At 73.9% G+C, this 23,512-nt stretch carries 18 protein-coding genes and 1 pseudogene; 9 read left to right on the forward strand and 10 right to left on the reverse strand.

Going from position 1 to position 23,512, the window contains the following annotated elements:
- Positions 1-31 precede the first annotated feature (31 nt).
- From K7G61_RS30270 to K7G61_RS30290, 5 genes are all read right to left on the reverse strand, one after another.
- Entirely contained in the window at positions 32-2,041 is a 2,010-nt protein-coding gene (locus K7G61_RS30270; RefSeq protein WP_225850246.1) for an FAD/NAD(P)-binding domain-containing protein, read from the reverse strand.
- Positions 2,042-2,165: 124 nt separating this feature from the next.
- Positions 2,166-3,626 (reverse strand): methylaspartate mutase, encoded by a 1,461-nt coding sequence (locus K7G61_RS30275; protein WP_225850247.1) that lies wholly within the window; start codon positions 3,624-3,626, stop codon positions 2,166-2,168.
- A complete protein-coding gene (locus tag K7G61_RS30280; RefSeq protein WP_225850248.1) occupies positions 3,623-4,093 on the reverse strand; it encodes a cobalamin-dependent protein in 471 nt (156 codons plus the stop codon). Before K7G61_RS30280 ends, K7G61_RS30275 begins: the two co-directional genes overlap by 4 nt.
- 139 nt (positions 4,094-4,232) lie before the next feature.
- Positions 4,233-5,453: a fatty acid desaturase gene (locus K7G61_RS30285; RefSeq protein WP_225850249.1), complete on the reverse strand. Its 1,221-nt coding sequence runs from the start codon at positions 5,451-5,453 to the stop codon at positions 4,233-4,235.
- Positions 5,454-5,666: 213 nt separating this feature from the next.
- Entirely contained in the window at positions 5,667-5,996 is a 330-nt protein-coding gene (locus K7G61_RS30290) for a helix-turn-helix transcriptional regulator (protein ID WP_225850250.1), read from the reverse strand.
- Positions 5,997-6,320: 324 nt separating this feature from the next.
- Here K7G61_RS30290 and K7G61_RS30295 point away from each other — a divergent pair, with 324 nt between their 5' ends.
- Positions 6,321-10,937: a type I polyketide synthase gene (locus tag K7G61_RS30295; protein WP_225850251.1), complete on the forward strand. Its 4,617-nt coding sequence runs from the start codon at positions 6,321-6,323 to the stop codon at positions 10,935-10,937.
- Between the two features lie 183 nt (positions 10,938-11,120).
- Positions 11,121-11,762 carry a TetR/AcrR family transcriptional regulator gene (locus K7G61_RS30300; RefSeq protein ID WP_225850252.1) on the forward strand — a complete coding sequence of 214 codons (642 nt, stop codon included), beginning with the start codon at positions 11,121-11,123 and terminating at the stop codon, positions 11,760-11,762.
- 240 nt (positions 11,763-12,002) lie between these two features.
- Here K7G61_RS30300 and K7G61_RS30305 read toward each other — a convergent pair whose 3' ends face one another.
- Entirely contained in the window at positions 12,003-12,911 is a 909-nt protein-coding gene (locus tag K7G61_RS30305; RefSeq protein WP_225850253.1) for a serine/threonine-protein kinase, read from the reverse strand.
- Between the two features lie 127 nt (positions 12,912-13,038).
- Between K7G61_RS30305 and K7G61_RS30310 the strand changes: the two genes are divergently transcribed.
- From K7G61_RS30310 to K7G61_RS30320, 3 genes are all read left to right on the forward strand, one after another.
- Positions 13,039-13,584: an RNA polymerase sigma factor gene (locus K7G61_RS30310; RefSeq protein ID WP_225850254.1), complete on the forward strand. Its 546-nt coding sequence runs from the start codon at positions 13,039-13,041 to the stop codon at positions 13,582-13,584.
- 63 nt (positions 13,585-13,647) lie between these two features.
- Positions 13,648-14,370 (forward strand): hypothetical protein, encoded by a 723-nt coding sequence (locus K7G61_RS30315; protein WP_225850255.1) that lies wholly within the window; start codon positions 13,648-13,650, stop codon positions 14,368-14,370.
- Positions 14,371-14,556: 186 nt separating this feature from the next.
- On the forward strand, positions 14,557-15,255 hold the full coding sequence (locus K7G61_RS30320; protein ID WP_225850256.1) for a hypothetical protein: 699 nt from the start codon (positions 14,557-14,559) through the stop codon (positions 15,253-15,255).
- An 850-nt stretch (positions 15,256-16,105) separates the two neighbouring features.
- Here K7G61_RS30320 and K7G61_RS30325 read toward each other — a convergent pair.
- Positions 16,106-16,357: a ribbon-helix-helix protein, CopG family gene (locus K7G61_RS30325; RefSeq protein WP_225850257.1), complete on the reverse strand. Its 252-nt coding sequence runs from the start codon at positions 16,355-16,357 to the stop codon at positions 16,106-16,108.
- Between the two features lie 555 nt (positions 16,358-16,912).
- On the opposite strand from K7G61_RS30325, the gene K7G61_RS30330 reads away from it, so the two are divergent.
- The 3 genes from K7G61_RS30330 to K7G61_RS30340 all read left to right on the forward strand — a co-directional run bounded on the left by K7G61_RS30330 (position 16,913) and on the right by K7G61_RS30340 (position 18,392).
- A complete protein-coding gene (locus K7G61_RS30330) occupies positions 16,913-17,239 on the forward strand; it encodes a hypothetical protein (protein ID WP_225850258.1) in 327 nt (108 codons plus the stop codon).
- A gap of 198 nt (positions 17,240-17,437) precedes the next feature.
- Complete coding sequence (locus tag K7G61_RS30335; protein ID WP_225850259.1) at positions 17,438-17,806, forward strand: hypothetical protein; 369 nt, start codon at positions 17,438-17,440, stop codon at positions 17,804-17,806.
- Between the two features lie 427 nt (positions 17,807-18,233).
- Positions 18,234-18,392 (forward strand): hypothetical protein, encoded by a 159-nt coding sequence (locus K7G61_RS30340; RefSeq protein WP_225850260.1) that lies wholly within the window; start codon positions 18,234-18,236, stop codon positions 18,390-18,392.
- A 66-nt stretch (positions 18,393-18,458) separates the two neighbouring features.
- Here the strand turns inward: K7G61_RS30340 and K7G61_RS30345 are convergent, their stop codons facing one another.
- The 3 genes and pseudogenes from K7G61_RS30345 to murJ form a co-directional block, all read right to left on the reverse strand.
- Complete coding sequence (locus tag K7G61_RS30345) at positions 18,459-19,484, reverse strand: hypothetical protein (protein ID WP_225850261.1); 1,026 nt, start codon at positions 19,482-19,484, stop codon at positions 18,459-18,461.
- A gap of 277 nt (positions 19,485-19,761) precedes the next feature.
- Positions 19,762-20,280 (reverse strand): annotated as a pseudogene (locus tag K7G61_RS30350) (SigE family RNA polymerase sigma factor); the annotation flags it as partial.
- A 173-nt stretch (positions 20,281-20,453) separates the two neighbouring features.
- Positions 20,454-21,986, reverse strand: coding sequence for a murein biosynthesis integral membrane protein MurJ (murJ, locus tag K7G61_RS30355; RefSeq protein WP_374204294.1), 1,533 nt, complete (start codon positions 21,984-21,986; stop codon positions 20,454-20,456).
- A 325-nt stretch (positions 21,987-22,311) separates the two neighbouring features.
- Between murJ and K7G61_RS30360 the strand changes: the two genes are divergently transcribed.
- Positions 22,312-23,508: a peptidoglycan bridge formation glycyltransferase FemA/FemB family protein gene (locus K7G61_RS30360; protein WP_225850275.1), complete on the forward strand. Its 1,197-nt coding sequence runs from the start codon at positions 22,312-22,314 to the stop codon at positions 23,506-23,508.
- Positions 23,509-23,512: the final 4 nt, after the last annotated feature.

Here is a 23,512-nt window from a genome sequence, read left to right on the forward strand (position 1 = left end):
CGCGGAGTGCCGCGGGGTCGTGCGGCGCGGGTCAGCCGGCCAGCGGGACGGTCAGCTCGGACGCGCGCGCGGCGGCCTGCGCGGACTCGCCGCCGAATCCGGCCGCCGCGACCGCGGCGAGGTGGCCGTCGCGGGCCAGGCGGGCCATGCCCAGGCGCAGGCAGGCGCGGACGATGGCGTCGCCCTGGAGCAGGGTGCGGGAGTTGACGTGCGGGCGGGCGCCGATCGCGGTGACCCACTGCACGGACTCCACCGGCGGCCCGTAGCTGAAGCGCCCCGGGTGCGGGGTGCCGTCGGCGCGCACCACCTGGAACGTCGACTCCGTCACGTCCAGGCCGCCGGTCTCGTACCCCTCGCCGCCGGCGTCGGGGATGACGTGCGGGCGGCACTGCCCGGCGGCGCGCATGGACGCCAGCAGCGGGTCGGTCGCGCGGCGCACGTCGGTCAGCGGCAGGTGGGCCTCCACGAGCGCGGTGGCCCGTACGGGGGCGCCCGGGACGTCCGGGGAGGAGGCCAGGAAGACGCCCGCGCCCTCGTCGGCGGTCACCGTCATGCGCGGGCCGAGGGGCTCGACGACCCCCGCCTCGACGAGCGCCAGCAGCTGGGCCACGCGGGTCGCCGGCGGGCCGCTGGCCGCGTAGTTGTTCAGGCCGCTGAACCAGCGGTCGATGTGGTCGCGGTAGGAGGTGCCGCTGATGCCGCGGTGCGAGATGACCTGCCGTACCTCGTCGCGCAGGTCGCGCATGACGGCGGCCGCGGCCTTCACCGCGCTGCGCGCCGGCCCCAGCCTGGAGTGCCGCAGGTCCTCGGCGAGCTGGCCGAGGATCCAGGCGCGGAAGTCCGCCTGCCCGCGGAAGCCGACGCCGTCGGCCGGCCGGTCCAGCCGTTTCCAGTCGAAGCGCAGCTCCGGGTCGGGCACCAGTTCCTCGATGAGCCGTTCCATGGCCGGGGTGCCCCACTCCAGGGCGGGGTACTCGGCGACCAGCCGGGCGTGGGCGGCCGGCGACTGGTCCCGCAGCAGGGCGCGGTAGTACACCCAGCCGACCTCCTTGGCGACGAGCGGGAACAGGTCGCGGACGAAGTCGGTGCGTCCGGTGCCCGCGTCGCGCCGCAGCCGCGCTATCCGCTCGGCCGTCAGGAAGTCCGGCTGGTAGCGCGGCACGATCTCCTTCTTGATCTCGGCGCGCGCCCGGTAGGGCATGCCGCGCCCGGAACCGGCGTACAGCACCGGTTCGTCGCCGCTGGGCAGGTAGCGCAGCCGGTCCCCCTCGGTGACGAAGCGCCCGCCCCGGCCCTGGCTGAGCAGCACCATGTAGTCGTAGAAGTTGAGGCCGAGGCCGCGCAGGACGACCGGCTGCCCGGCCCTGATCCCGGACAGGTCGGCCTCGGCGGGGCTGTTCGGCGCGACGTAGCTCAGGCCGTGGCGCGCGGCGAAGTCGACCAGGCGCTGCTCGCGGGTGGTGGGGGCGACGTCGTAGTGGCCCTGCGCGAGGATCACCGCGTCCACCCGCAGCGGCAGGTCCTCGCCTTCGAGCCGCACCTCCTGCATGCCGTCGGGGCAGTCGGCGACGGACACCGCCCTCGTGCGGTGGACGCGCACGGACACCTCGAAGGGGGCGCGGGCGGCGATGTGCCGGAACGCCCAGGACAGGTACTCGCCCTGGAACGCGCGGGACGCGTACGACCAGGGCTCCATGACGGCCGCCTCGGCCTTCGCCTCGTCGCTGACGTCGGTCACCCGGCCGTCGGCCACCATCCGGGCCCACTGGTACTGGGTGGGCCCGGGGGTCAGCGGTCCCTCGCAGGTGACGGTCGGGTCGGTGAAGACCGTGACGTCGCCGGCGACGGTGTTCATCAGCAGCTCGCGCGGCTGGTCGAACTTCCACACCCGGCCGCCCCCGACCGGGTACGGATCGATGACGTGGACGTGCACGTCCTGGCCGGGGCTGAGCAGCGGGGCGTTGGCGCAGATTCGTTCGAACGCCACGGTGCCGCGGGGGCCGGCGCCGACGATGCAGATGCGGATGGTGCGCGGGGACATACCGATCTCCTTGGCAGTGGATGCCCGGACGCGACCGGGCGAGGAGGGGAGGTCGAGGGGGGCCGGGGCGGCCCGGGGCCGGGCGGCGGGGCGGCCGGGGCGGGCCGCCGCACGGCCGCCCGGTTCAGTACGCCGCCTCGCGGCCGCTCTCACCGAACACGGTGAGGAAGTAGTTGATGTCTCCGGTCAGACCGGCCAGCAGGGATCCGATGGCGCGGCCGCCGTCGCCGCCGCTGTGACCGCCGGGGCCGGCGGCACCGTCGGGGCCGCCCTTGGCGCCGTACCGCAGCAGTTCGTCGTTGCGGCGCCGTACCCGCCCCGACAGCGGCAGGGCGCCCGGGGACAGGTAGCGGATCGCGCCTTCCGCGTCCCGCTTGGGGATGACGTCCGATTTCGCGTACCGGCTGGCGCTGAACGGGATGTCCAGCGTGCCGCGTTCGAAGGCCTCGACCACGGCCGCGCTCAGGTCGGGCCGTTCCAGCAGCGGCTCGACGATGTCGGCGACCTCCGCGAGGATCCACTCCTGCTCCTGCGCGACCCGGTCGGCGTCCACCGACACGAAGTCCAGCAGCGGGGAGTTGGCGCGGTCGGCCAGCCGCAGCCCGTCGATGTTGGCCTGCGTCTCGGGGATGCCGTACGCCTCCTGGTAGGTCTTGGTGATCAGTTTGGACGCGCCGCCGAGCCGGGCGACCAGGGCGCCGTAGAAGATCAGGTCCTCGGCGTTGCCGCGGCCCTTGGGGAAGACGCCCATGAACTCGTGGAAGACGGCGTGCACGGTGACGCCGGGCGGCAGGTAGCGGCGGGCCAGCAGCGGGATGGTGCGCAGGGCGGCGACGTCCTGCACGAGGTGGCCGCCCTGCGGGAAGGCGACCGAGACGCACCGCACGCCGGCGCGCGCGGCCAGCACCGCCTCGACGACGCTGATCGCCAGGCTGATCGACGGGGGCACCAGGACCGCCGTGAGCGTGCCGAACAGCTCCCGGTCGACGATCAGGCCGAGGTCCGCGAGCCGGCCGCAGCAGCGGTCGACGTCCTCCCAGGCGGCGAGCGACTCGGCGAGCGGGACGGCCTTGGAGTAGGGCAGGTTGTAGGAGATCCCGCCGCCTTCGAACGAGGTGATCCCGGAGGCCACGCAGACGTCGAAGAGGGCGCGGGCGTCGGGCGAGCCGTGGCGGACCTCCAGCGGCGCGCGGACGGACTCGTTCAGGTCCCGGCCGCGCCGCCAGCCGTGGGTCACCAGCGGGTAGCCGTTCAGGTCGGCCGGGTCGCGGTTCAGTGTGCGCAGCGCCTGCTCGAACCGTTTCAGGCGGGTGTGGGAGTCGATCGTCAGGGTGAGGATGTCGGGCGCCGACCCGGCTTCCAGGTCCCGCAGCAGCGCCTTCATCTCCTCGTGGCCGCCGACGCCGCAGCGCGGCTGGATCGCGACCCGGCCGGCGGCGCGGGCCTCGTCCAGGACCGCGGCGACCGTGGGCTTGCCGAGTTCCGCGATGTAGTCGACCGACTCCTCCAGCGGCGGCAGCGATCCGGTGCCGGGGGCCGGCTCCCCGGCGCGGGCCGCGCCGGGGAGCGTGATCCGGCTGGTCATGACGCGACCAGCACGGGCTCGGCGGCGGGCTCCGCGGCGCCCGCGGCGGCGTACACCGCGGCGTGCGCGGCGCGCAGTTCGTCCAGGACGGCGGGCAGTTCCGTCGGGTCGGCGACGATGCGGTCGACGCCGAGCCGGTAGAGCCGGTCGAGGGCCGAGGGGTCCTTCCTGCTGCCGACCGACAGGTTGCCGCCGAGCGCGACGGGGCAGTGGATCGTTCCCGCGGCCTTGGCGGCGGGCAGGTCCCGCAGGTCCTCGTGGGCGTGACCGTTCAGGCTCCCGATGACGACCGCCTCGGCGTCGGGGTGCTCCCGGCACGCCTGGGCGAACTCCGCGACGGGCGTGCAGGTTCCGAGGTTGACCACGGTGTAGCCGATGCCGCGCAGGGCGTGGGCGATCAGGTGGTTGGCGACGGCGTGGGCGTCGCTCGCGGCCACACCGAGGATGATTTTCCGCTGCTGGGGCATGGGGACTCCTGGTGTACGGGGTGAGGTACGGGGGTGAGTTCGGGGACGGGGTACGGGACCGGGGTACGGGACCGGGACGGTCGCGCCCGGCGGTACGGAGCGGTACGGGGCGGTACGGGGCGCCGCGCGGCCGGCCGCGTCAGTCGTCGAAGGCCGCGAACAGCTCCCGCTTGCTGACCTGCGGCAGGAGCGCGGCGTCGTACTCGCGCGGGTCGGCGGCCGTGAGCGAGTCGAAGACGTAGCTGATCGCCTGCACCATGCCCCACACCTCGCGGTACCGCGGCCAGCCCTCGTGGCCGGACTCGATGTCCCGCTTGCGGGCGAACAGGTAGTCGGCCCACCCGCGGCTGGAGGGGTGCCGGTGGTGGAAGTCGTGCACCACCGTGTCGCCGGTGAGGACGAGGTAGCGGGACGGGGCGTGCACGAACAGCATGCGCAGCGTCCAGCGGGCCCAGGCCAGGGCGCGGCGGCCGGCCGGCAGGGCCGGGGAGGGGGCGGGCTCGCCGATGAAGATGGCGTTGGTGAGACCGGCGAAGTAGTCGCGGCCGCGCCGCACCTGGGTTCCGGCCGGGGGGAAGGTGTGCTTGACGCACAGCCGCAGGGTGTTGCTGACCTGGAACAGCGGCAGCAGCGGCACGAACCACACGGTCAGGAACACGGGCCAGGTCCCGGTCACCACGGTCACGGCGGTCAGCGACCCGTACAGGCAGAAGGCGGCAGCCCGTTCGCTGCGCGCGGCCGTGCTCCAGAAGGAGCGCACCCGGGAGATCGCGAACGCGAGGTGGAAGCGGGGCGACACGAGCTTGCCGAGCAGCCGGCGCCACATCTGGCGCCGCGTCATCCGCGGGTCGAGCTCCAGGCTGATCAGGAACGCCTGGACTGTGGGGTCGCGCAGCGTCATGTGGTGGGCCGCGTGGTGGTCGCTGACGTGCTCGCGGCTGTAGCGCTCGAAGTTCTGGATGATCAGCAGGCTGGATATGGCGCGTCCGAGGACGGTGTCCAGCCGTCGGCGCCGGTACATGTTCCGGTGCGAGCACTGGTGGTAGATCATCATGCGCAGGTTGCGCATGCCGTGCAGGGTCACCGCCCAGCCGGGCAGCAGCAGGAGCAGCCACCAGCCGCCGAGCGCCCAGCCGGCCGAGCCGGCGACGACGCCGGCGAGCATCGCGAACACGGCGGAGACCAGGTGGAACGTCGGCGTCCACGGCAGCCGGGTCTGCTCCGGCAGCGGTTTGCCGGTGAAGACGGTGAGCGGGTACTGCAGGAACCGGGGCAGGGAACGGAGCGTCTCGCGCGGGTCGGCGGATTCGGATCCGCCGGCCGCCGGGGCGCTCCTGGTCTCGATGTCTGTAACGGACACGTGTCATCTCCTCGTCTGCGGAGCGGTCTTCTCCTCCGGCGCAGGACGAAATACCCGGATCAATTCCGCGGGGGAAAGGGCATCTCATATCCTGCGGACGGCGAACTCGTGTCGTACCGCGGCAACCGGAAGGCATGGGCACGGCGAGGGCAGGGGTGAACCCCTGGCCGTGACGAGATCCGATGCGATCCGGAAGGGCGTGCCGGAACTTTTCTATCGCGCGCTCGCGGCCCTGGGAATTGGCCTTTGGTCCATGCCGCGATAGGCGTACGACACGAGCCCGGCCTGCAGCCGCGATTCGACGTTCAGTTTGCTGAGTATCTGGGCGACATGGGCTTTCACGGTGCGCTCGGTGACTTTCAGCCGCGCCGCGATACTCCGGTTGGAATGGCCGGCGCCGAGCATCCGGAACACCTCGCGCTCGCGCGCCGACAGCCGGACGACGCGGGCCATGGCCTCGGTCCACCAGTCCGGCAGCGCCTCCGCCGGGCCGCCGCGCTCCCCGTACGCGACGGCCGTGGGTCCTAACGGTGCGTGCGACACCTCATCCCCCAAAGTTTGGGTCGATGATCAATTATGAACCTTGATGCATCAGTAGACACCAATCCATAAGGAGATGCAAGTACAAGAATTTTGGGAGCCACCCCCGGTGCGTATCCGGCAAAAGGGGCAAGAAGGGGCGTTCTTACGCCAGGAATCTCACGATGCGAGACGCGATAGGGGGCTGACATCGGCCTCTAGACCAATCTTGGTCTCGCATGTAATTTTGTATCGCACTTGTCCGTGGCACCCTCCCGCCCGCCGTCCAGGCGAGGCGGTCTGCTGTTCTCACTCGTCGTGATCGAACTGAGCGAAGGTGAACGTGACGTGGAGCGCTTAGCCCGCACTGGCAGCACCCCGGTGGCCGTCGTCGGCATGGGATGCCGCTTCCCCCGCGCCAACGGCGTCGAGGAGTTCTGGGACCTGCTGATCGCCAACACCGATGCCGTGTCCCCGGTCCCCAAGGACCGCTTCGACATCGACGACCACTACACCGCCCTGGACCCGGCCCCGGGGAAGACCGTGTCCCGGGACGGCGGGTTCCTGGACGACGTCTTCTCCTTCGACGCGGCGTTCTTCGGGATATCGCCGGTCGAGGCCCGGAGCATGGACCCGCAGCAGCGCATCCTGCTGCAGGTCGTGTGGGAGGCGCTGGAGGACGCGGGGATACCCCCGTCGGGCCTGGCCGGCACGCGCGCCGGCGTCTTCGTCGGCCAGGCGACCGCCGAGTACGGCGAGGCGGCCCGCCCGGCCGACGGCCCCAACGTGCGCGACAGCGTCGGCAGCCGCATCCGCGCGGCCACCGCGGGCCGGGTCTCGTACGCCCTGGACCTGCGCGGTCCCAGCCTGGTGCTGGACACCGCGTGCTCCTCCTCGCTGGTCGCCGTGCACGCGGCCCGGCAGAGCCTACTGACCGGCGAGAGCACCCTGGCGATCGCGGCGGGCGTCAACGTCATCCTGTCCCCCGAGGACTCCATCGCGTACTCGCAGGGCGGCATGCTCTCGCCGGGCGGGCGGTGCCGGTTCGGCGACGCGGACGCGGACGGCTTCGTGCGCAGCGAGGGCGTCGGCGCGGTCGTCCTCAAACTCCTGCCCGACGCCCTGCGCGACGGCGACCCGGTGCTCGGCGTGCTGCTGGGCAGCGCGGTCACCAACGACGGCAAGGGCAGCGGCCTGCTGCTCCAGCCGTCGGTGTCCGGCCAGGCGCAGATGCTGCGCGAGGCCTGCCGCAGCGGCGGCGTCGACCCCGCGCACCTGGACTACGTCGAGGCGCACGGCACCGGCACGCGGGTCGGCGACAGCGTGGAACTGCGGGCGCTGGCCGAGGTCGCGGGCCGGGGACGCCCGCAGGACCGGCCGCTGCTTTGCGGTTCGGTGAAGACGAACATCGGGCACGCCGAGGCCGCGGCCGGCATCGCCGGACTCATCAAGGCCGTGCTCATCGCCCGGCACGGGGTGGTCCCCGCGTCCTTGCACCTGAGCACCCCGCACCCGCTGCTGGCCGCCGGCCGGTCACCGGTGTCCGTGGTCACCGAGAACACCCCCCTCGCCAAGGCCGGACCGCGAGCCCTGCTCGGCGTCAGCTCGTTCGGGCTGTCGGGCACCAACGCGCACGTCGTCGTCGGCGAGTTCACCGACGCCGACGCCGCCGGCGCACACGTCCGCGAGGCCCCGCCGGCCCGGGCGGCCGGTGGCGTGACGGGGTCCGGTGAGGTCGCGCGCGCCGCGGACGGCGGTGGTCGGGGGCCGGTGCGTACGGGGGCTTCCCGCGCCGCCGAAGGCGCCGGCGGTGGGGAAGGTTCGATCAGTGCCGAAGGTTCGCGCAGTGCCGAAGGTTCGAGCAGTGCCGAAGGTGCCCGCCCGGCCGAAGGGGCCCGGGGTGCTCGGGGTGCCCGGGGTGCCCGGGAGCGCCACCTGCTGGTGCTCTCCGCGCGGTCCGCCGCCGCGCTGCGCCGCCTGGCCGGTGCGTACGCTGACCACCTCGCGCCGGGCGGGCCCGGCCGCGCGTACCCGCTGGCCGGCATCTGCGCCACCGCGGCCGTCCGCCGCGAGACGGGCCCGCACCGGCTGTGGGCGACCGGCACCACGCACGACGAACTGGTCGCCGTCCTGCGCACGTTGGCCGCCGGCGAGCAGACCCCGGACGGCGGCTTCGGCCAGGCCGGTTTCGGCGGACCGCGGCGGACCGTCTTCGTCTTCCCCGGCCAGGGGTCGCAGTGGCTCGGCATGGGACGCGCGCTGCTGGCCTCGAACGAGGCGTTCCGTACCGCCCTGCGCGCGTGCGACCGCCTGGTGCGCGAGGAACTGGGCTGGTCCGTCGAGGAGGTGCTGACGGCGGACGCGGACAGCGCGACCGGCGGCGCGTTCCCCGGCGGCGTCCGGATCGTGCAGCCCGTGCTGTGGTCGGTGCAGGTCGCGCTCGCGGCGGCCTGGCGGGACCTGGGCGTGCGGCCGGACGTGTGCGTCGGGCACAGCATGGGTGAGGCGGCCGCCGCGCACGTCAGCGGCGCGCTGTCGCTGCGGGACGCGGCCGCGGTGATCTGCCGCCGCAGCCGGCTGATGGGACGGGTGGCGAGTGGGGGCGCCATGCTCGTCGTGGAGCTGTCCGCGGCCGAGGCGCGCGCGGCCACCGCCGGTACCCCGTCGGTGTGCGTGGCCGCGGAGAACTCGCCCACCTGCACGGTGCTCGCGGGCGACCCGGCGGCGCTCACCACCGTGGCGGCGGCGCTCGAAGCCGACGGGGTGCTGTGCCGGTGGGTCGCCGTCGACGTCGCCTCCCACTCGCCGCAGATGCGGCCGCTGCGCCCGGACCTGCTGGCCGGGCTCGCGGACCTCTCCCCCCGCCCGGCCGGCACCGCGCTGTTCTCCACCGTCCGCTGCGCGCCGCTCGCCGGTCCCGAACTCGACGCCGGCTACTGGGCGGACAACCTGTGCGGCCCAGTGCTGTTCCACGGCGCGGTACGGGCGCTCACCGGCGAGGGCGGCGCCGGGGGCGCGGAGCACGCCGAGAACACGGAGTACACCGAGAACACGGAGATCGCCGCGAACACGGAGATCGCCGCGAACGCCGAGAACGCCGAAAACGCGGAGAACACGGAGAACACGGAGAACGTGTTCGTGGAGATCAGCCCGCACCCGGTGCTCACCGGGGCGGTGCGCGACACGCTGGCCGCCGACGGCGCGGCCGGAGCCGCCGTGCACACGCTGGTGCGCAACTGCGACGAGCCGGCCGAACTCCTGCGCGCCGTCGGCCGGTTCTTCGCCGCGGGCGGCCGGGTGGAGTGGGAGCGCTGGTACGGGCACCCGGTCCGGCCGGTGCCGCTGCCGCACTATCCGTGGGAGCCGGTGGTCTTCCGGCGCGCCCCGGCCGCGTCCGCGCTGCTCCCGTCCGACGCCGACGGCCGGGCCGCCCAGGTGGCGCCGGTGACCCGGGTGGCCCGGGTCGAGCTGGGGGCGTGGGGGCTGGAGCAGTGGGCGGAGCAGGCCGCTCCCGGCGGCGCCGCGGGCGAGGTCGTGCTGCCGCCCGCCGTCCAGATCGCCGCGCTGCTGGACGCCGCCGCCCGTACCGTCCCCGGGACGATGTTCGCGGTCCGGGACGTCCGGCCGGCCGGGAGACCGCCGCGGCTGGCGCTCCCCACGGCCGCCGCACTGGCCGTCACCCTCGAACAGGACGGGGACGCCTGGCGGGCGACCGTCGAGCTGGAGGAGCAGGACGCGCCCCGGCGCCTCGCCTGCGCGACCGCGTCGCTGCACCCGGCCGACGCCGGGGACGCCCGCCGTGCCCAGAGGGACCTGGACGCCGCCCTCGGCCGCTGCCACACGTACCTGCCCACCGCGGGCTTCCGCCGCTTGGCGCGCGGACACGGCCTCGACCTCGGTGAGGGGTTCGACGCCGTCGACCAGCTGTGGCGCCGGCCCGGGGAGGCGGTCGCCAGGATCCGGCTGGCCAAACCGGTCCCCGGCCTGTGGGAGGCGGCTCTGCTGCCGCTGCTGGCCGCGCTGCCCGAGCCCCGCACCGGGGCGGAGGACGCCGGCTGGCTGCCCACCGGGGTCGCCTTGGCGCAGTTGTACGGCGAACTGCCGCAGGACTTCTGGAGCCTGGCGACCGTCACGGCGGAGCCCGACGGGCGTACGGCGCACGGCGACGTCCTCGTGCTCGACGGCGAGGGGCGCGTCCTGGCCGAGTTCCGCGGGATCGCCCTGCGGGGCACGGGCCGTCCGGCAGGGCCCGCGGCCGCCCTGGCGCGAGCCGTACCGGCCCGGCTGGGGGCGCCGCTGCTGCGGGGTACGGGCCCGCTGCTGTCGCGGGTCGCGACCGCGATCCGGCCGCCCGCGGCTCGCGCCCTGCGGCACTCCCCCACCCGGGCGCCGCGCAGAGGGCAGAGCCCGCGCCGGGACGCGGCTGCGCGCCGCGCGCAGACCGCACGCCCCGAGCAGACCGCGTACGCCGACCAGGCCGCGTACGCCGAGCCGACCGCCTACGCCGAACGAACCACGCGGACCGCACCGACCGGGTACGGCGAGCAGGCCGGCTACGGCGACCGGACCGCACGGGCCCCGTACGGCGGACAAGGCGCGCCGACCCCGTACGGCGCGCAGGCCGCACGGGCCGTGTACGCCGATCAGGACCCGTACGCCGACCGGGCCGCACGCCCCGAACCGGCCCCCCGTACACCCGCCCGCGGTCGTGAGGAGCAGTCGGCGCGGGCCGCCGACGCCGCCGAGGTGCTCCTCGACAGCGCGGCGCGGATCCTCGGCATCGCGCGAGCCGATCTCGACCCGCGCCGGCCGCTGCGCGACCTCGGGCTCGACTCGCTGATGGCCGTGCAGCTGCGCCGGCGGCTGCGGGAGGCCTGCGGTGTGGACATCACCGCGGGCCGCCTGCTGGGCGCGGAGAGCCTGGAGCGGATCGCCCGCGGCCTGCCCCACCCCACGCCTGTGTGACGGGCTGCGGGCTCGGGTCGGGTCGGGTCGCTGGTGTCGCCGGGGTCGTCGCGCCGAGGAGGCGTGGCGACCCCGCGTTCACTCCCAAGTAGGACTCCCACCCAGACTTGAACTACGGTATAAATTCTATCGGCGGTGGCGTTCCTCCCGTCACCGACCGGCAACCGTGAAGCGGAGACGACCATGGCCCCAGACCCAGCAGACGGGACCCAGCCCACCGGCCGACGAGAACGCAACAAGCAGCGGGTCAAAGCGCGCCTTTACGCATCCGCGCTGGCCCTGTTCGCCGAGCAGGGTTACGACCGCACCTCGGTCGACGAGATCGCCGAACGCGCCGACGTCGCACGCGGCACCTTCTTCAACTACTTCCAGCGCAAGGAAGACATCATCAGCGCCTGGGGTCAGGAGCGTCGGACCAAATTGCTCGACTCTCTCGCACAGGACCACGTCCAGGACTCGCACGCCATCGCCCGGCTGGAGCGCTGCATGTCGGCGCTGGCCCGGATCAACGAGGAAGAACGCGAGGTCACCACGGCCATGCTGTCGGCCTGGGTCAAGGCCGGCCGGCCGCTGACCGAGGAGCCGTACGTGGCGCAGATATTCGCCGACATCGTCGACACGGGCGCGCGCTGCGGCGACCTCGCCGCCGGCCTGGTCCCCGAGCGGGTCGGCAACCTGCTGCGCGACGTGTACTTCGGAGCCCTGTTCCGCTGGTCGCAGCGCGCCCTCGACACCGAGCCGGGCGAGCTCGACGAGGAGCTCCAGGCCGTCCTCAAACTCCTCCTCGACGGCATCGCCGTTCCCGAACCGGCCCAGCGGGTCTGACGGGGCCGACGACGGGACGCCGACGGGGGTCGGACGGGGGTCCGAGGGAAGCCTGACGGGGGTCGGACGGGGGTCCGAGGGAAGCCTGACGGGGGTCGGACGGGGGTCCGAGGGAAGCCTGACGGGGGTCGGACGGGGGTCCGACGGGGGTTCGACGCGGCCTGACGGGCCGTCGTCCCGCCGTGCGCGTCGGGGCGTGGGGCGGTGGGTCCGGTCGTGTCGAGTCGTGTCGTGTCGAGTTCAGCGGAACCACCAGGTCAGCGCCGCTGCCACCAGGAACGTGACGACGGCCGCGAGCCAGACCGCGAGGCGGGACGGCCGCGCCGACCCGGCCGGCGTCCATTCCCCGGCCTGGCGTGACAGCAGTGCGTCCGCGAACTCCCGGGCGGTGCCCGGCCGGTCGCCGGGGTCCGCGGACAGCGCGGCCCGCAGGAGCGCGCCGACGGCCTTCGGCACCTGAAGCTCCCCGGGAACCGCAGGCGGCGAGGACTTCGACGCCTGCTCCGGCGTGAGGTGCGCGCGGCCGCCGGAACCGAACGGTTTGCGCCCGGTCAGCAGCTCGAACGTCACGGCGCCCAGGGCGTACACGTCGGCCCGGCCGTCGAACCCGCCGGTCTGGAAGGCCTGTTCGGGTGCCATGTACGCGGGGGTGCCGGTGGTCACGGTCAGCCCCGAGGCGTCGGCGAGCCGCTTCGCGCTGCCCAGGTCCGCGACCAGGACGGCCGCGGGCGTGCGGCCGGTGTCGAGCAGGAGGTTCGACGGCTTGATGTCGCGGTGGACCACACCCGCGTCATGGAGCACCTGCACGGCGTACCCGGCCTCCGCCGCCAGCCGCAGTGCCTCCGCGGGCCCGCACTGCCCGATGCTGTCGGCCAGCGTGCCGCCCCTGACGTAGTCCATGACGAAGTAGGGCCGGTCGTCCTGGACGCCGATGTCGTGGACGCGCACCACGCGCGGGCTGGAGATCCTGCGCAGCAGCCTGGCCTCCGCCAGGAACCGCTCCCGCACGTCGGCGTTCGACGCCCAGTTGTCGGCCAGCACCTTGACGGCGACGTCCGTGTCGAGCTCGGGATCGTACGCTTTCCACACGGTGGCGAACGACCCCGCTCCCAGCCTGTCCTCGAGGAGGTAACGGCCCAGCTTCCGCATGTGGCACCATTCTGCCCGAACCGGGGGAGCCGTGGAATCCGCCGGCCCACAGGCGACGAGCACCGAAGAGCGCCGGAGAGCACGGAAGCGAACGGCAGCGGACGGAAGCGGACGGGAAGACGGCAGGGTGAGCGACGAGGACGAGCTGGCGCGGCTCGTGGCATCCGCGCGGGCGGGCGACCGCGCGGCGATGGACCGCCTCCTCGTCAAGCTCCGGCCCACCGTCATGCGCCGCTGCTCCAGGTTCCTTCCGCACCACGTGGACGCCGAAGAGGCCGCGCAGGACGCCCTGCTGTCCATCAGCACCCACCTGCACGAGTACGGGGGGCGGGGCTCGTTCCTGGGGTGGGTGACCGTGATCGCCTCGAACGCCGCCAGGTCGACGTACCGCTCGATGCGCCGCCGCGCGGAGGACAGCCACGCGGTCGTGCCCGAGGGCGCCGACCCGCGGACGACGAGCGTCATCGCGGGCACCCGGCTGGACCTGATGGAGTCGCTGGCCGCGCTGGAGGAGCGGCACCCGGCCCTGGTGGAATCCTTCGTGCTGCGTGACCTGGGAGACCTCACGTATGGCCAGATCGCCGAGATCACCGACGCTCCGCTGGGCACCGTCAAGGACCGCATCCACCAGGCCCGCCGCTTCATGCGGGACCGCCTCGGCGGCGGCTTCTGAGGCGCCCCGGGCCGCCGCCCGTGGCCGGCGCCCGTGCGCGCGAGAGAGCCCGGAGGTGACGCCGTGCGGATCCGTACGACCGTCGCCGTCCTGACCGCCGCCGTCGTACTCGGCGTGCTGACCGGCCGGTTCGTCCTGCCCGCCCGCTCCACGGCGGCCGCACCCGTCAGGGGGGCCACTGGCGCCCCGGCGCCGAAGCCCGCCGCCGGCCCCATGACCGACGGGCACTTGGTGACGGCGGCCGCGTTCAAGGCGGCCGGGATCTCCCGGCCGATCTACGTACGGGACCGCGTCGGGGACGGCGTGTACGCCAACGCGGCCTGCGCGGGCGAGAAGACCCTCGGCCAGACCCTGGGCGGGCAGGGCGCGCACTTCCGCGGACTGGTGACGGCCAGGGACACGGACCCCGGCGACCCCACGCTGGCGGCCGACGTCAAGGACCAGGTCGCACGCGAGGTCGCCGCCGACGCCGGGAGCCCGGCGCTGACCCGTAACTACACCGAGCGCCTCCTGCTGGAGGAGGTGCCGTGCCAGGACGAACCGGCCGGCCACTGGGTCTACGGGCCGACGCACACGATCGACGTCGCCCCGGGCATCAGCGCGTACTGGCTGGGCGCTTACGGCGGCGGCCTGAACACCGCGGGGACCGCGCCGCGCGGCAAGGAGCCGTGCGGGGGCATCGCCGTCCTCGGGAACGGCTCGCACTACGGGGTCCTGGAGGTCGACGCCTGCCTGGGCACGGCCGCGATGACGCGGGTGGTGCGCGCGGCCGTGACCCGGCTCTGAGGCCCGGCCCTCCGTACCCCGGCCCCCTACCCAGCCCCGCTCCGTACCAGTGACGCAGATCACACCCTTCCCGGGGCCCCGCGGCCGATCGCCGTCCAACTTCCGCCGTGGTCGCGGCATCTCCCCGGATGTACGGCGCGCGTCGCCGTCGTGACCGCACAACCACAGACCACACAGGGGGATGAGATGTTCGACAACGCAGCAGCAGGCGGGAAGCTCTCGCGCCATGGCCGTACCGCCGCGGTGGCGGCGTGCGTCGGGGCCGCGCTGATCGCGGTCGGCGCGGGCGCGCGCTCGGCCGCCGCGAGCGCGGACCCGCACACGGCGAGCCGGCCGGCGGCCGTGCGCGCCGCCGCGGTGGCCGCGCCCGGCCTGGGCTCCGGCAGCCTGGTCCAGAGCGAGGACTTCTTCCAGCAGGGCCTGGCCCCGGTCGGCGCGACGGTGGACCTGACCGGGAAGCAGGCCCTGTCGGCGTGCACCGGCGAGGAGACCATGCGGGCGCTGACCGCGGCGAAGGCCGCCGCCTATGCCGACGTGACCTGGACCTTCGACACCAAGGGCGCACTGCTGACCGAATCCGCCGCGGACGGTTCGACCGACGCGGCGGCGGTCTCGTACGAGAAGCGGCTGGGTGGGCTGGTGCGCGGCTGCCAGGACGAGCCGGCCGGCCACTGGTACTACGGCGCCGGCCACGCCTTCACCACTCAGGCCGGCGAGGGCACGTGGTACCCGGCCTTCAACGGCGACGGCAAGGCCGCCGGCGGTGTCGCCGTCATCCGCGGTGGCCACAGGTTCGGCATCGTCGAACTCTCCGGCCGGCCCAGCGACGACCCCTCTTACATTGCGGGCATCGCCGCGGCGGCCCTCAACCGCCTGGCGGACTGAACCGGTTCCCACCTGCCGGGAACGGTGCCGCCACCGTCACCGCCACCGCCACCGGTGCCGTCACCGGCACCGCCACCGGCACCCGAACGGCGGCGCAGTCTGTCAGGCTGCGCCGCCGCTGTGGTTCCCGAGCTCCATCGCGCCCCCTGTCCGCGGACGGGCCTCCTCCACGACGCACCGGAAACCGCTGTCGGCCGTCCGGCGGCATGAGCCCGGTTCGGACAGGCGGACGGCGGGCCACTGATGCTGTCGTCCGAATTCGTCTACGCGTTCGCCGTCACATCGGTCGCCTGTGAAGCAAGAGTGAGAGCTGGGAACACTGCTTCGCGAACAGAAATCGTCCCGGGGCGGAGATGGGTGACCAGCCCGTAGGATTACCGGAACGAAAGAGCGTGGTCCCGTGAAAGCCGCCTGGGTGGCGGGGGTGCGCCCCGAAACCACCCAGGCGGCGCGGACTTGGCACGAGGTGCGACGCCCGGCACGATACCGGCCTTACCGAGCAGGGAACCGCCCGACGGAGTGCACGGTGTGTCAATTCGGTGCACGCGCCGGGCCTCGGGCCTTGTGACGGACGTGGCGCGGCCGATCCGTCTCCCGGGAGCGGGGGCTTGCGGAAGTCAGCGCACAAGAAGGAAGAACCGTTCGCCCAGCACGGAAAAGATCGCCTTCGGAGGTGCCGTGATGGCTTGCTCGAAGGATCTCCGCCAAGGGGGTGGCGACAGCGGGTGTTCGCAGTCCGCCGATCCCGCGACTCACCGGGTTCCGCAGTGCACCGGGCATGCATTCTGCCCCTATCGAGCGGGGAATCACCCTGCGGGCAGGGTTCCGGGGAGCTGGGACCTCGCGCTCCTCACACCATCCAGAGCTGCCTGATGTTCTTACCGTCCTTGGACTTGATGAGGACTTCGCTGTCCTTGGCCGTCTCCTCGTCCAGTAGCGCGAGTATGGCGACGGCGCGGCGGATTGTCTCGGTGATGGACACCCCCCGACGCTTCCGGTACACGCGGATCTTCTCGGCCGTGTCCTGGTTGATGTTCACGCTCAGCCTGCTGACTTGCTGCGTGTCGACGACCGACGCCGGCGCGGTGGAGTCCTTTGGCATGGCAATGCTCCCCTTTGTGAAGACGTCGCGAGAAGACGGGCATGTGCAGCCACTTCCGTCCCCCGGGGGCCAACACCGCCCGGGATTGACGCGGCCGTGCTCTCGGTTCCCCCTCTGGACCGACTCGCACGTCAAGCGTCGCTGTGCCCGCGCTTTGCGCGACATCGCACGAATGAACGACGAGGGCTACTCCCGCGGGAGTACGCCTCGTCGTGAACGTAGCAACGAGAGTAGGCGACGCGATGCCGAGTGTTCGGGCAGGCACGGACAGGACATGACCCAACGAGCACCCATTTCGCCTCCCGCCAGCCACTTCAGCAGATCGCTTGTCCCTCAGTGTGTGGGTTGGGAAGGGTTGTTGTCAAGTAAGAACACACATGGATTGTGGCTCGCGTGAGCACACGATGCGTACTGTATCCACATCACAGGTGGATCAGATGCACAAAAGATCATCACTGAGTGTGATATTCTTCCCCACAGGCATAGCCTGGGGGTCTTGAGGCCCAGCCGCCATCCCTTCGCTCGCACGAGCGACCCGCAGAGGGGACACGACCCATGGAGAACCAGACCTCGGTGCAAGGGGAGTCGACGCTGCTCAAGGGCGTCGTCCAGCTCTGCTGCCAGGCCCGGCGCCATTACGTCTCGCCGGGCCTGGAATGGCACAACGAGTCCATGGCGCAAGTCCGCGGCACCGGGCCCGACGATCCCTCGACCGGCGAAGGCATCATCGGCCGTCACGACACCGACGACATCCCCGACACCGGCATCGAGTTGCGCCGCGAGGACGAACTCCCCGCGACCGGTGCGGCCTACGTGCTGGGGGACCCCCTGCTCCTCGCGCCCTGCATCGGCGGGCCACAGGGATGTGCGTGGCGTAGGTAGGGCCCGCGGCGCCGACGGTCACGGACCGGGCGCGGCACGGCTCTCGTTCACGGAGGACCGGCGTACTCCTTGAAACCGGTACCCCACCGCCTGTGGACGAGTCCACCGAGAAAACGGCCACCGCGGCCGGCGCGGTGAGTCGGCATTCCGGCACCGGAACCGATGTCCACGGCTTCCGGGCACAACAGGGAGGGGCCTATGAGCGAGGACGGCACGGACCCGTTTCAGCCGGGCGGCGACCCGCCGGGCGACGGCATCATCATCTCGACGCCCGCGCCCGCGCAGGACGACGAGTTCACCGAGCACGACCCTCCCGCGTCCACCGGTGCCGACTGGATCAGGACGAAAGAGCTCCACATGAGTGAGACCCGCCGCACGCTCGCCGTCGGTCTCCTCTGGGTCGTCGCCGGCCTGTCCGGCGTGCCGACGGCCGCTCTCATCGCCGGCCACTGGCTCCACTTCACGGGCGACGATTACCAGAAGGTGAGCCTGATGTTCACCCCCATCGTGGCCTTAGCCAGCGCTGCGTTCGGCTTCTTCTTCGCAAGCGACGAACGCAACCGCTAGGAGCGCACTGAAGATGCGGGCCGGATCAGCGAGCGGCGTCCGGTGCTCCCCCAGAGCTCCGCCTGGGAGGCGCTCCCAGACGCGAGGCGGACGGATTCGCCGATAGTGGCTTCGCATCGGCGGATTCGGCCGACGCAGGGGTCCTGTCGAGCCGGGTGCCGGGATGGTGTCCCAGTACCTCCGGCGGCGATGCAGGCCGCTTCGGCCGCGTAGAACTCCTGCGGTACGGCCAAGGCGTCGCCTTGTGCGCGTACGCCTGCGCGCGGCCCGGCCATGCCGCCGGCCGCGGTAACGCGCCTGCCGCCTGCGCACCCCGTCCGCCGACCTCACGTTTCGCTCAGATCCGGTGTGGCACCGCTCGCCCGGGCGCACACTGCGTGTACGGGGTGCGTTGGATTCCGGAAGCAGCGGGGGGATGGCGGGAATCATGCGGGTCTGGCTTTCCAGGAAGGGCAGCCGGCTGCTGGACATGATGTCGCGGCGGCGCAGGATGGCGAAGTACGCGGACCCCGGGGCGCATCGGCGGGGCGCCCCGGACCGGGACTCGCTGCTGCCCTCCAACCACACCCGGATGCCGCTGCCGTAAGGCTGTTGACGTACGGGTGCCGGGGGCGGGGGCGGGCGCCCGTGGTGGGGGCGGGCGTTGGAGGTGTCAGCAGGTGTGCGCCCCCGACGCCCCGGGCAGTGCCGTGCCGGCGGGCAGGTCCTGCGACGTGCCGGTCGCGGCGCCGGTGTCCGCGCCCGGGCCCGTGCCGGAGCCGGCGGCCCACGAGGGGCTTCCCTGCGCGGTCGAGGCCGTCGGCGCGGTCGGTGAACCGCCCCCGGTGGCTCCCGGGCCGGACGAAGGGACGCCCGACGCGAGACGGTCGAGGGAACTGCCGACGGCCAGCCGGTCGAGGGAGCTCTCGATGCAGGCCCGCGGCATCTTCCCCGGCGTCCCCGCCTCGGAGTACGCGGCCTTGCCCCCGCCGGGTAGGGAGCTGGTGACTTCGAGGAACGCGATGAAGGTGCCCTCGCGCTCCAGCCAGACCGTGCCGGACGGGCCGTAGTACGCGGAGCCGTCCAGGCGGCCGGGATCCCCCGCGAGGGGGGTGGAGCCGACCTCCTTGCCCCACCCGCACTTGTGGGTGAGCACCATGTCCAACTGGTCGCGCACGTCCGCGGCGTCCGGCGCCGAGGCCATGGCGTACAGGTGGTAGTGGGCCACGAGGCGCTCGGGGGTGGTGTAGACCTGGTCGGCCCGGGCCACGGCCCGGCGCCCCGCCGCGTCGACCGGGCACGGCTCGGGGAACTTGGCGGCGGCCTCGGGCCGGGGGACGGCCCTCCAGCGGTTGGCGGGGTAGAGCGGCAGGTCGGTCGGCGGGAGCAGTTCGCGCCGCAGCCGCTCGGCGAGTGTTGCGGCGGGGGGCGGGGCGGAGACGGTTCCGGCGGGGAGCGTCGCCGGGCCGTCGCCGCCGAGGCGCGGCAGGAGCTGCCACGAGCCGAGGCCGAGGGCGAGTGCCGCGGTCAGGCAGACGGCGCCGGTGCGCCGGCGGGCCCTGCGCCGCTCGCCGCGGCGGCGGACCGCGGCCGGTCCGTCCAGGGTGACCAGCGGCTCCGTGTCGTGGACCAGTTGCCGCAGCCGCTCGTCGATCGGGTCCGGTCCGGCCGGTTTCGTCGGGCCGAACGTGTCAGCCATGGAAGGGAACCTCCTCGGTGGGGGGCCGCATGGGGCGGGCAGGGTGGTGGAGGGCGGCCGCGCGCGGGCCCGCCCGGCCGGTGTCCGGGTACGTGCCGGGGTACGCGCCCGGGGGCCCGTGTGCGGATCGGCCGCACGCGCCACCCGGGCCGTACGGGGCCGCGGCTGCTTCGACAACTTCGGCGGCTTCGGCGGCTTCGGCGGAACCAGTGACACCAGCGGCACCGGCGTTTCCGCCGGCGGTCCCGGCGCCCCCGGCACTCCCGGCGCCCCCCGCGCCCGCCGCGTCCTCGGTGTCCCGCAGCCGGGCGCCGAGTGCCTTGCGGCCGCGGCTGAGCCTGGTGCGTACGGCCGCGCTGGACACTCCCGTCTCCCGGGCGATCTCCTCGACCGGCAGGTCCAGGAGGTGGTGCATGACGACGGCCGTCCGCTGGTCGTCGCGGAGGGCGCGCAGCGCGTCGACCAGGGCGACCCGGTCCGGGGCGAGGGCCGGTGCGTCCGGCGGCGGGCCGTGCCGGAAGTGGGCGCGCATGCGGTTGCGGGCCTTGCGCCAGGTGCTGACGGCCAGCCGCAGCGCGACCGTACGCACCCAGGGAGTCGGGTCGCCCTCCTCGGTGAGCACGGCCCAGCGCTGCCAGGCCCTGGCGTACGCCTCCTGGACGGCGTCCTCGGCCTCGCCCAGGTCGCCGGTGACGGCGTACACGACGGCGACCATGCGTTTGGCCGTCGCCGCGTAGAACTCGTCGAAGTCGGCGGCGCGTGCGGCGGCGGGGCCGCCCGGCGGGTGTGCGGTCATGTGCTGTGTCCCTCCTGGAGGGTTCCACGCCCGGGAGGGCGCGCAGGTGACACCGCCGGACAACATTTCTCGCACCGCACCGCACGCCGCCCCACCGCACCGCACGCCGCCCGCCCGCCCGTCCGGCGCCCGCGTACGCCCGTCCGCCGCCCCCGTGCTCGCGTCCGGCGCCGTCAGGGACGCAAGGGCAGGCGCAGGACCCGGGCGAGCGGGAACGCGGGCAGGACGAGCGCCGTCGCGCCGAGGAGGAGACCGGTCAGGTCGCCGGTGGCGGACGTGCCCAGCCGCTGCGTCGACACGTGCGCGACGACGGCCGCCGCCGCGGCGCCCGGGGCGAACGCCGCGACCAGCCGCAGGTGGTGGCCGAGGACCCGGGGCCGCCAGGCCAGCCTGCGGCGCAGCAGCGCGGTCGTGCAGGCCAGCCCCACCGTGCACGCCACCGCGTACCCCGCGGCCATCCCCGTGACCGCCCACCGCGCCGGGAGCGTCGCGTAGGCGATCGCGGCGAGCGAGGCGTTGACGCCGGCGATGACCACGTTGAGGAAGAACGGCGTGCGGGTGTCGGACATGGCGTAGAAGCCGCGGGCCAGCAGGTACTGGGCGGCGAACGCGGGCAGGCCGAGGGCGAAGGCGGCCAGCATGAGCGCGATGGCGTCGGCGTCGGCGTTCCCGGTCGCGCCGTGCTGGAAGACCACCCCGGTGATCTGGGGGCCGAGCGAGAGGAAGGCCAGGACGGCCGGCACCACCGCCGAACCCGACACCCGCAGCCCCCGCGAGAGGTCGTCCCCTACGCCCGCGTGATCGCCGGCGGCGGCGGCCCGGCTCATCCGCGGCAGCATGGCGGTGACCACCGAGACCGTGACGATGCCCTGCGGCACCACCCACAGGCTGTACGCGTTGCTGTAGGCGGCGTAGCCCACGCCCGCGTGGTGGCCGGTGGCCGGCGCCCGCTGGCCGGCGGACGTGGCGAGCCGGGTGACCAGCCAGTAGGCGAGCTGGTTGACCAGGACCAGGGCGAGGGTCCACGCCCCCGCACGCAGCGGCGCGGTGAGCCCCCGGCCCCGCCAGTCGAACCGGGGCCGCCATCTGAAGCCCGCGGCGCGCAGGGCCGGCAGCAGGCCCAGGACCTGCACCGCGATCCCGGCGGTGCTGCCCCAGCCGAGCAGCAGCGCTTCGTGGTGCGAGATCCCGCCGCGCGCGCCGGCCAGATATCCGCCGAAGACCGCGATGACGACGAGGTTGTTGAGCACCGGTGCCCACATCGCGGCGCCGAACCGCTCCCGGGCGCCGAGCACCTGGCCGAGGAGCGTGAACAGGCCGTAGAAGAGGATCTGCGGCAGGCAGTAGCGGGCGAGCGCGACGGTCAGCGCGCGCTGCTCGCCGCCGAAGTCGGGGGCGTAGGCGCTCACCAGCAGGGGCGCGGCCAGGACCGCGAGGACGGTGACGCCGAGCAGTGCGACCGCGCACAAGGTGAGCAGCCGGTCGGTGTAGGCCCTGCCGCCGTCGGCGTGCTCCTTGGCGGCCCGGACGAGTTCGGGCACGAACACCGACTGCAGGGCGCCACCGATCATCAGCGTGTAGATGATGTTGGGCACGGTGTTGGCCACGGCGAAGGCGTCACCCCCGGCGGCGGTGCCCACCGCCGCGGTGACCACCGACAGCCGGGCGAACCCCGTGGCCCTCGACACCAGCGAACCGGCCACCATCAGGCCGCCGCTGCGCCGCAGCGAGGGCGGCCGGGCGTGCGCCCGCCGTCCCCGGGTCCCCGATCCCCGGGATCTCAGTGCCGTACCCACCCCGACGCCCTCCCCTGCCGCCCGTGCCCGGCCGGGGCGTCCCGGCGTGCGCCGCGAGGGCACCCGCCCGTTCCGCGCCGGTGCGCGGACGCGCAAGTCTGCCGTGCCGTGCGGGCCGGGGGAAAGCCGCGGGGCCTGTCGCGAACCTCTCTGTCACCTCGCGGGCGGCACAGGCGTGACACAGGTGAGCGGACCGCCCCGGGCCGCCCGGCAGCGCGGAGGCGACGCCTTGACGATGACCACCCACCGGCCTTCCGGCCGGCGCGGCCCAGGACCGGCGGCGCCGCCGGCCGACTCCTCGACGCACCTGCTGCGGATCCCGGCCGAGGCGCACGCGGCCTTCCAGCGCACCGCCCGCGTCTGCCCGGTGAGCTTCCTGCAGGCCCCGGCCTGGGGGCGGGTGAAGCGGAGCTGGGAGGCGGAGCACCTGGGCTGGTTCGACGCCGGCCGGCGCCTGGTGGGGACCGCCCTGGTGCTGTACCGCCACCTGCCCGGCGTACGGCGCTCGTTCGCGTACCTGCCGGAGGGCCCCTGCCTGGACTGGGCGGACCCGCGGCTGGCGGACCGGCTGGAGCCGCTGCTCGACCACCTGCGCGGTACGGGCGCGTTCGCGGTGCGGATGGGGCCGCCGCTGGCGTACCGGCGCTGGTCGGCGCGCACGCTGAAGGACGCGGCGGGGCCGGGGCGGCGGATCGGCGACGTCCTGCCGGACCTGGTGGAGCCGCTCGGCGCGGCCGTCTGCGACCGGCTGCGGGAGGCCGGCTGGCGCCGCTGCGGGGAGGACGGCCAGGGCGGCGACGCGCAGCCGCGGCTGGTGTTCGAGGTCCCGCTGGCCGGGCGCGGCCTGGACGACCTGTGGACCGGGCTCAATCAGGAGTGGCGGCGCAACGTGAAGAAGGCCGCCCGGTGCGGGGTGCGGACCGGCGTGGAGGGCCCGGCGGCGCTGCCGGCGTTCCACGAGCTGCTGCGGATCACCGAGCGCCGCGACGGCTTCGACCTCGGCCGCGGCCTGGAGTACTACCAGCGGCAGTACGCGGCCCTGAACGGCGAACGCCCCGGCGCCATGCGGCTGTACACCGCGCGGTACGAGGGCGAACTGCTGGCCGCGCACACCATGATCACGGCGCCGGACGGGCAGCGGGTCTGGTACCAGACCGGCGCGTCCGCCGACCACCGCCGCGAGGTGCGCCCCAGCAACGCCGTGCAGTGGCGGATGCTGTGCGACGCCCAGACGGCGGGCGCGGCCGTCTACGACATGCGCGGGATCCCCGACGACCTGGACCCGTCGTCCCGGGCCCACGGCCTGCTGCGGTGGAAGCTGGGTACGGGCGGTGAGGCGGCGGAGACCGTCGGCGAGTGGGAGCTGCCGCTGCAGGGCACGGTCAACAAGGCGCTGCACCGGGCCATGCACGCCTACCTCACGCGCCGCTGAGCCG

This window comes from Streptomyces sp. HPF1205 (assembly GCF_020400825.1).
In the GTDB taxonomy this organism is placed as follows: Bacteria; Actinomycetota; Actinomycetes; order Streptomycetales; family Streptomycetaceae; genus Actinacidiphila.

Coding starts and splice junctions, on each gene's coding strand:
- K7G61_RS30360 (WP_225850275.1), top strand. CDS start 22,312: ATGACCACCCACCGGCCTTCCGGCCGGCGCGGCCCAGGACCGGCGGCG.
- K7G61_RS30345 (WP_225850261.1), bottom strand. CDS start 19,484: ATGGCTGACACGTTCGGCCCGACGAAACCGGCCGGACCGGACCCGATC.
- K7G61_RS30335 (WP_225850259.1), top strand. CDS start 17,438: ATGAGCGAGGACGGCACGGACCCGTTTCAGCCGGGCGGCGACCCGCCG.
- K7G61_RS30340 (WP_225850260.1), top strand. CDS start 18,234: ATGCGGGTCTGGCTTTCCAGGAAGGGCAGCCGGCTGCTGGACATGATG.
- K7G61_RS30280 (WP_225850248.1), bottom strand. CDS start 4,093: ATGCCCCAGCAGCGGAAAATCATCCTCGGTGTGGCCGCGAGCGACGCC.
- murJ (WP_374204294.1), bottom strand. CDS start 21,986: ATGGTGGCCGGTTCGCTGGTGTCGAGGGCCACGGGGTTCGCCCGGCTG.
- K7G61_RS30325 (WP_225850257.1), bottom strand. CDS start 16,357: ATGCCAAAGGACTCCACCGCGCCGGCGTCGGTCGTCGACACGCAGCAA.
- K7G61_RS30320 (WP_225850256.1), top strand. CDS start 14,557: ATGTTCGACAACGCAGCAGCAGGCGGGAAGCTCTCGCGCCATGGCCGT.
- K7G61_RS30330 (WP_225850258.1), top strand. CDS start 16,913: ATGGAGAACCAGACCTCGGTGCAAGGGGAGTCGACGCTGCTCAAGGGC.
- K7G61_RS30305 (WP_225850253.1), bottom strand. CDS start 12,911: ATGCGGAAGCTGGGCCGTTACCTCCTCGAGGACAGGCTGGGAGCGGGG.
- K7G61_RS30300 (WP_225850252.1), top strand. CDS start 11,121: ATGGCCCCAGACCCAGCAGACGGGACCCAGCCCACCGGCCGACGAGAA.
- K7G61_RS30275 (WP_225850247.1), bottom strand. CDS start 3,626: ATGACCAGCCGGATCACGCTCCCCGGCGCGGCCCGCGCCGGGGAGCCG.
- K7G61_RS30270 (WP_225850246.1), bottom strand. CDS start 2,041: ATGTCCCCGCGCACCATCCGCATCTGCATCGTCGGCGCCGGCCCCCGC.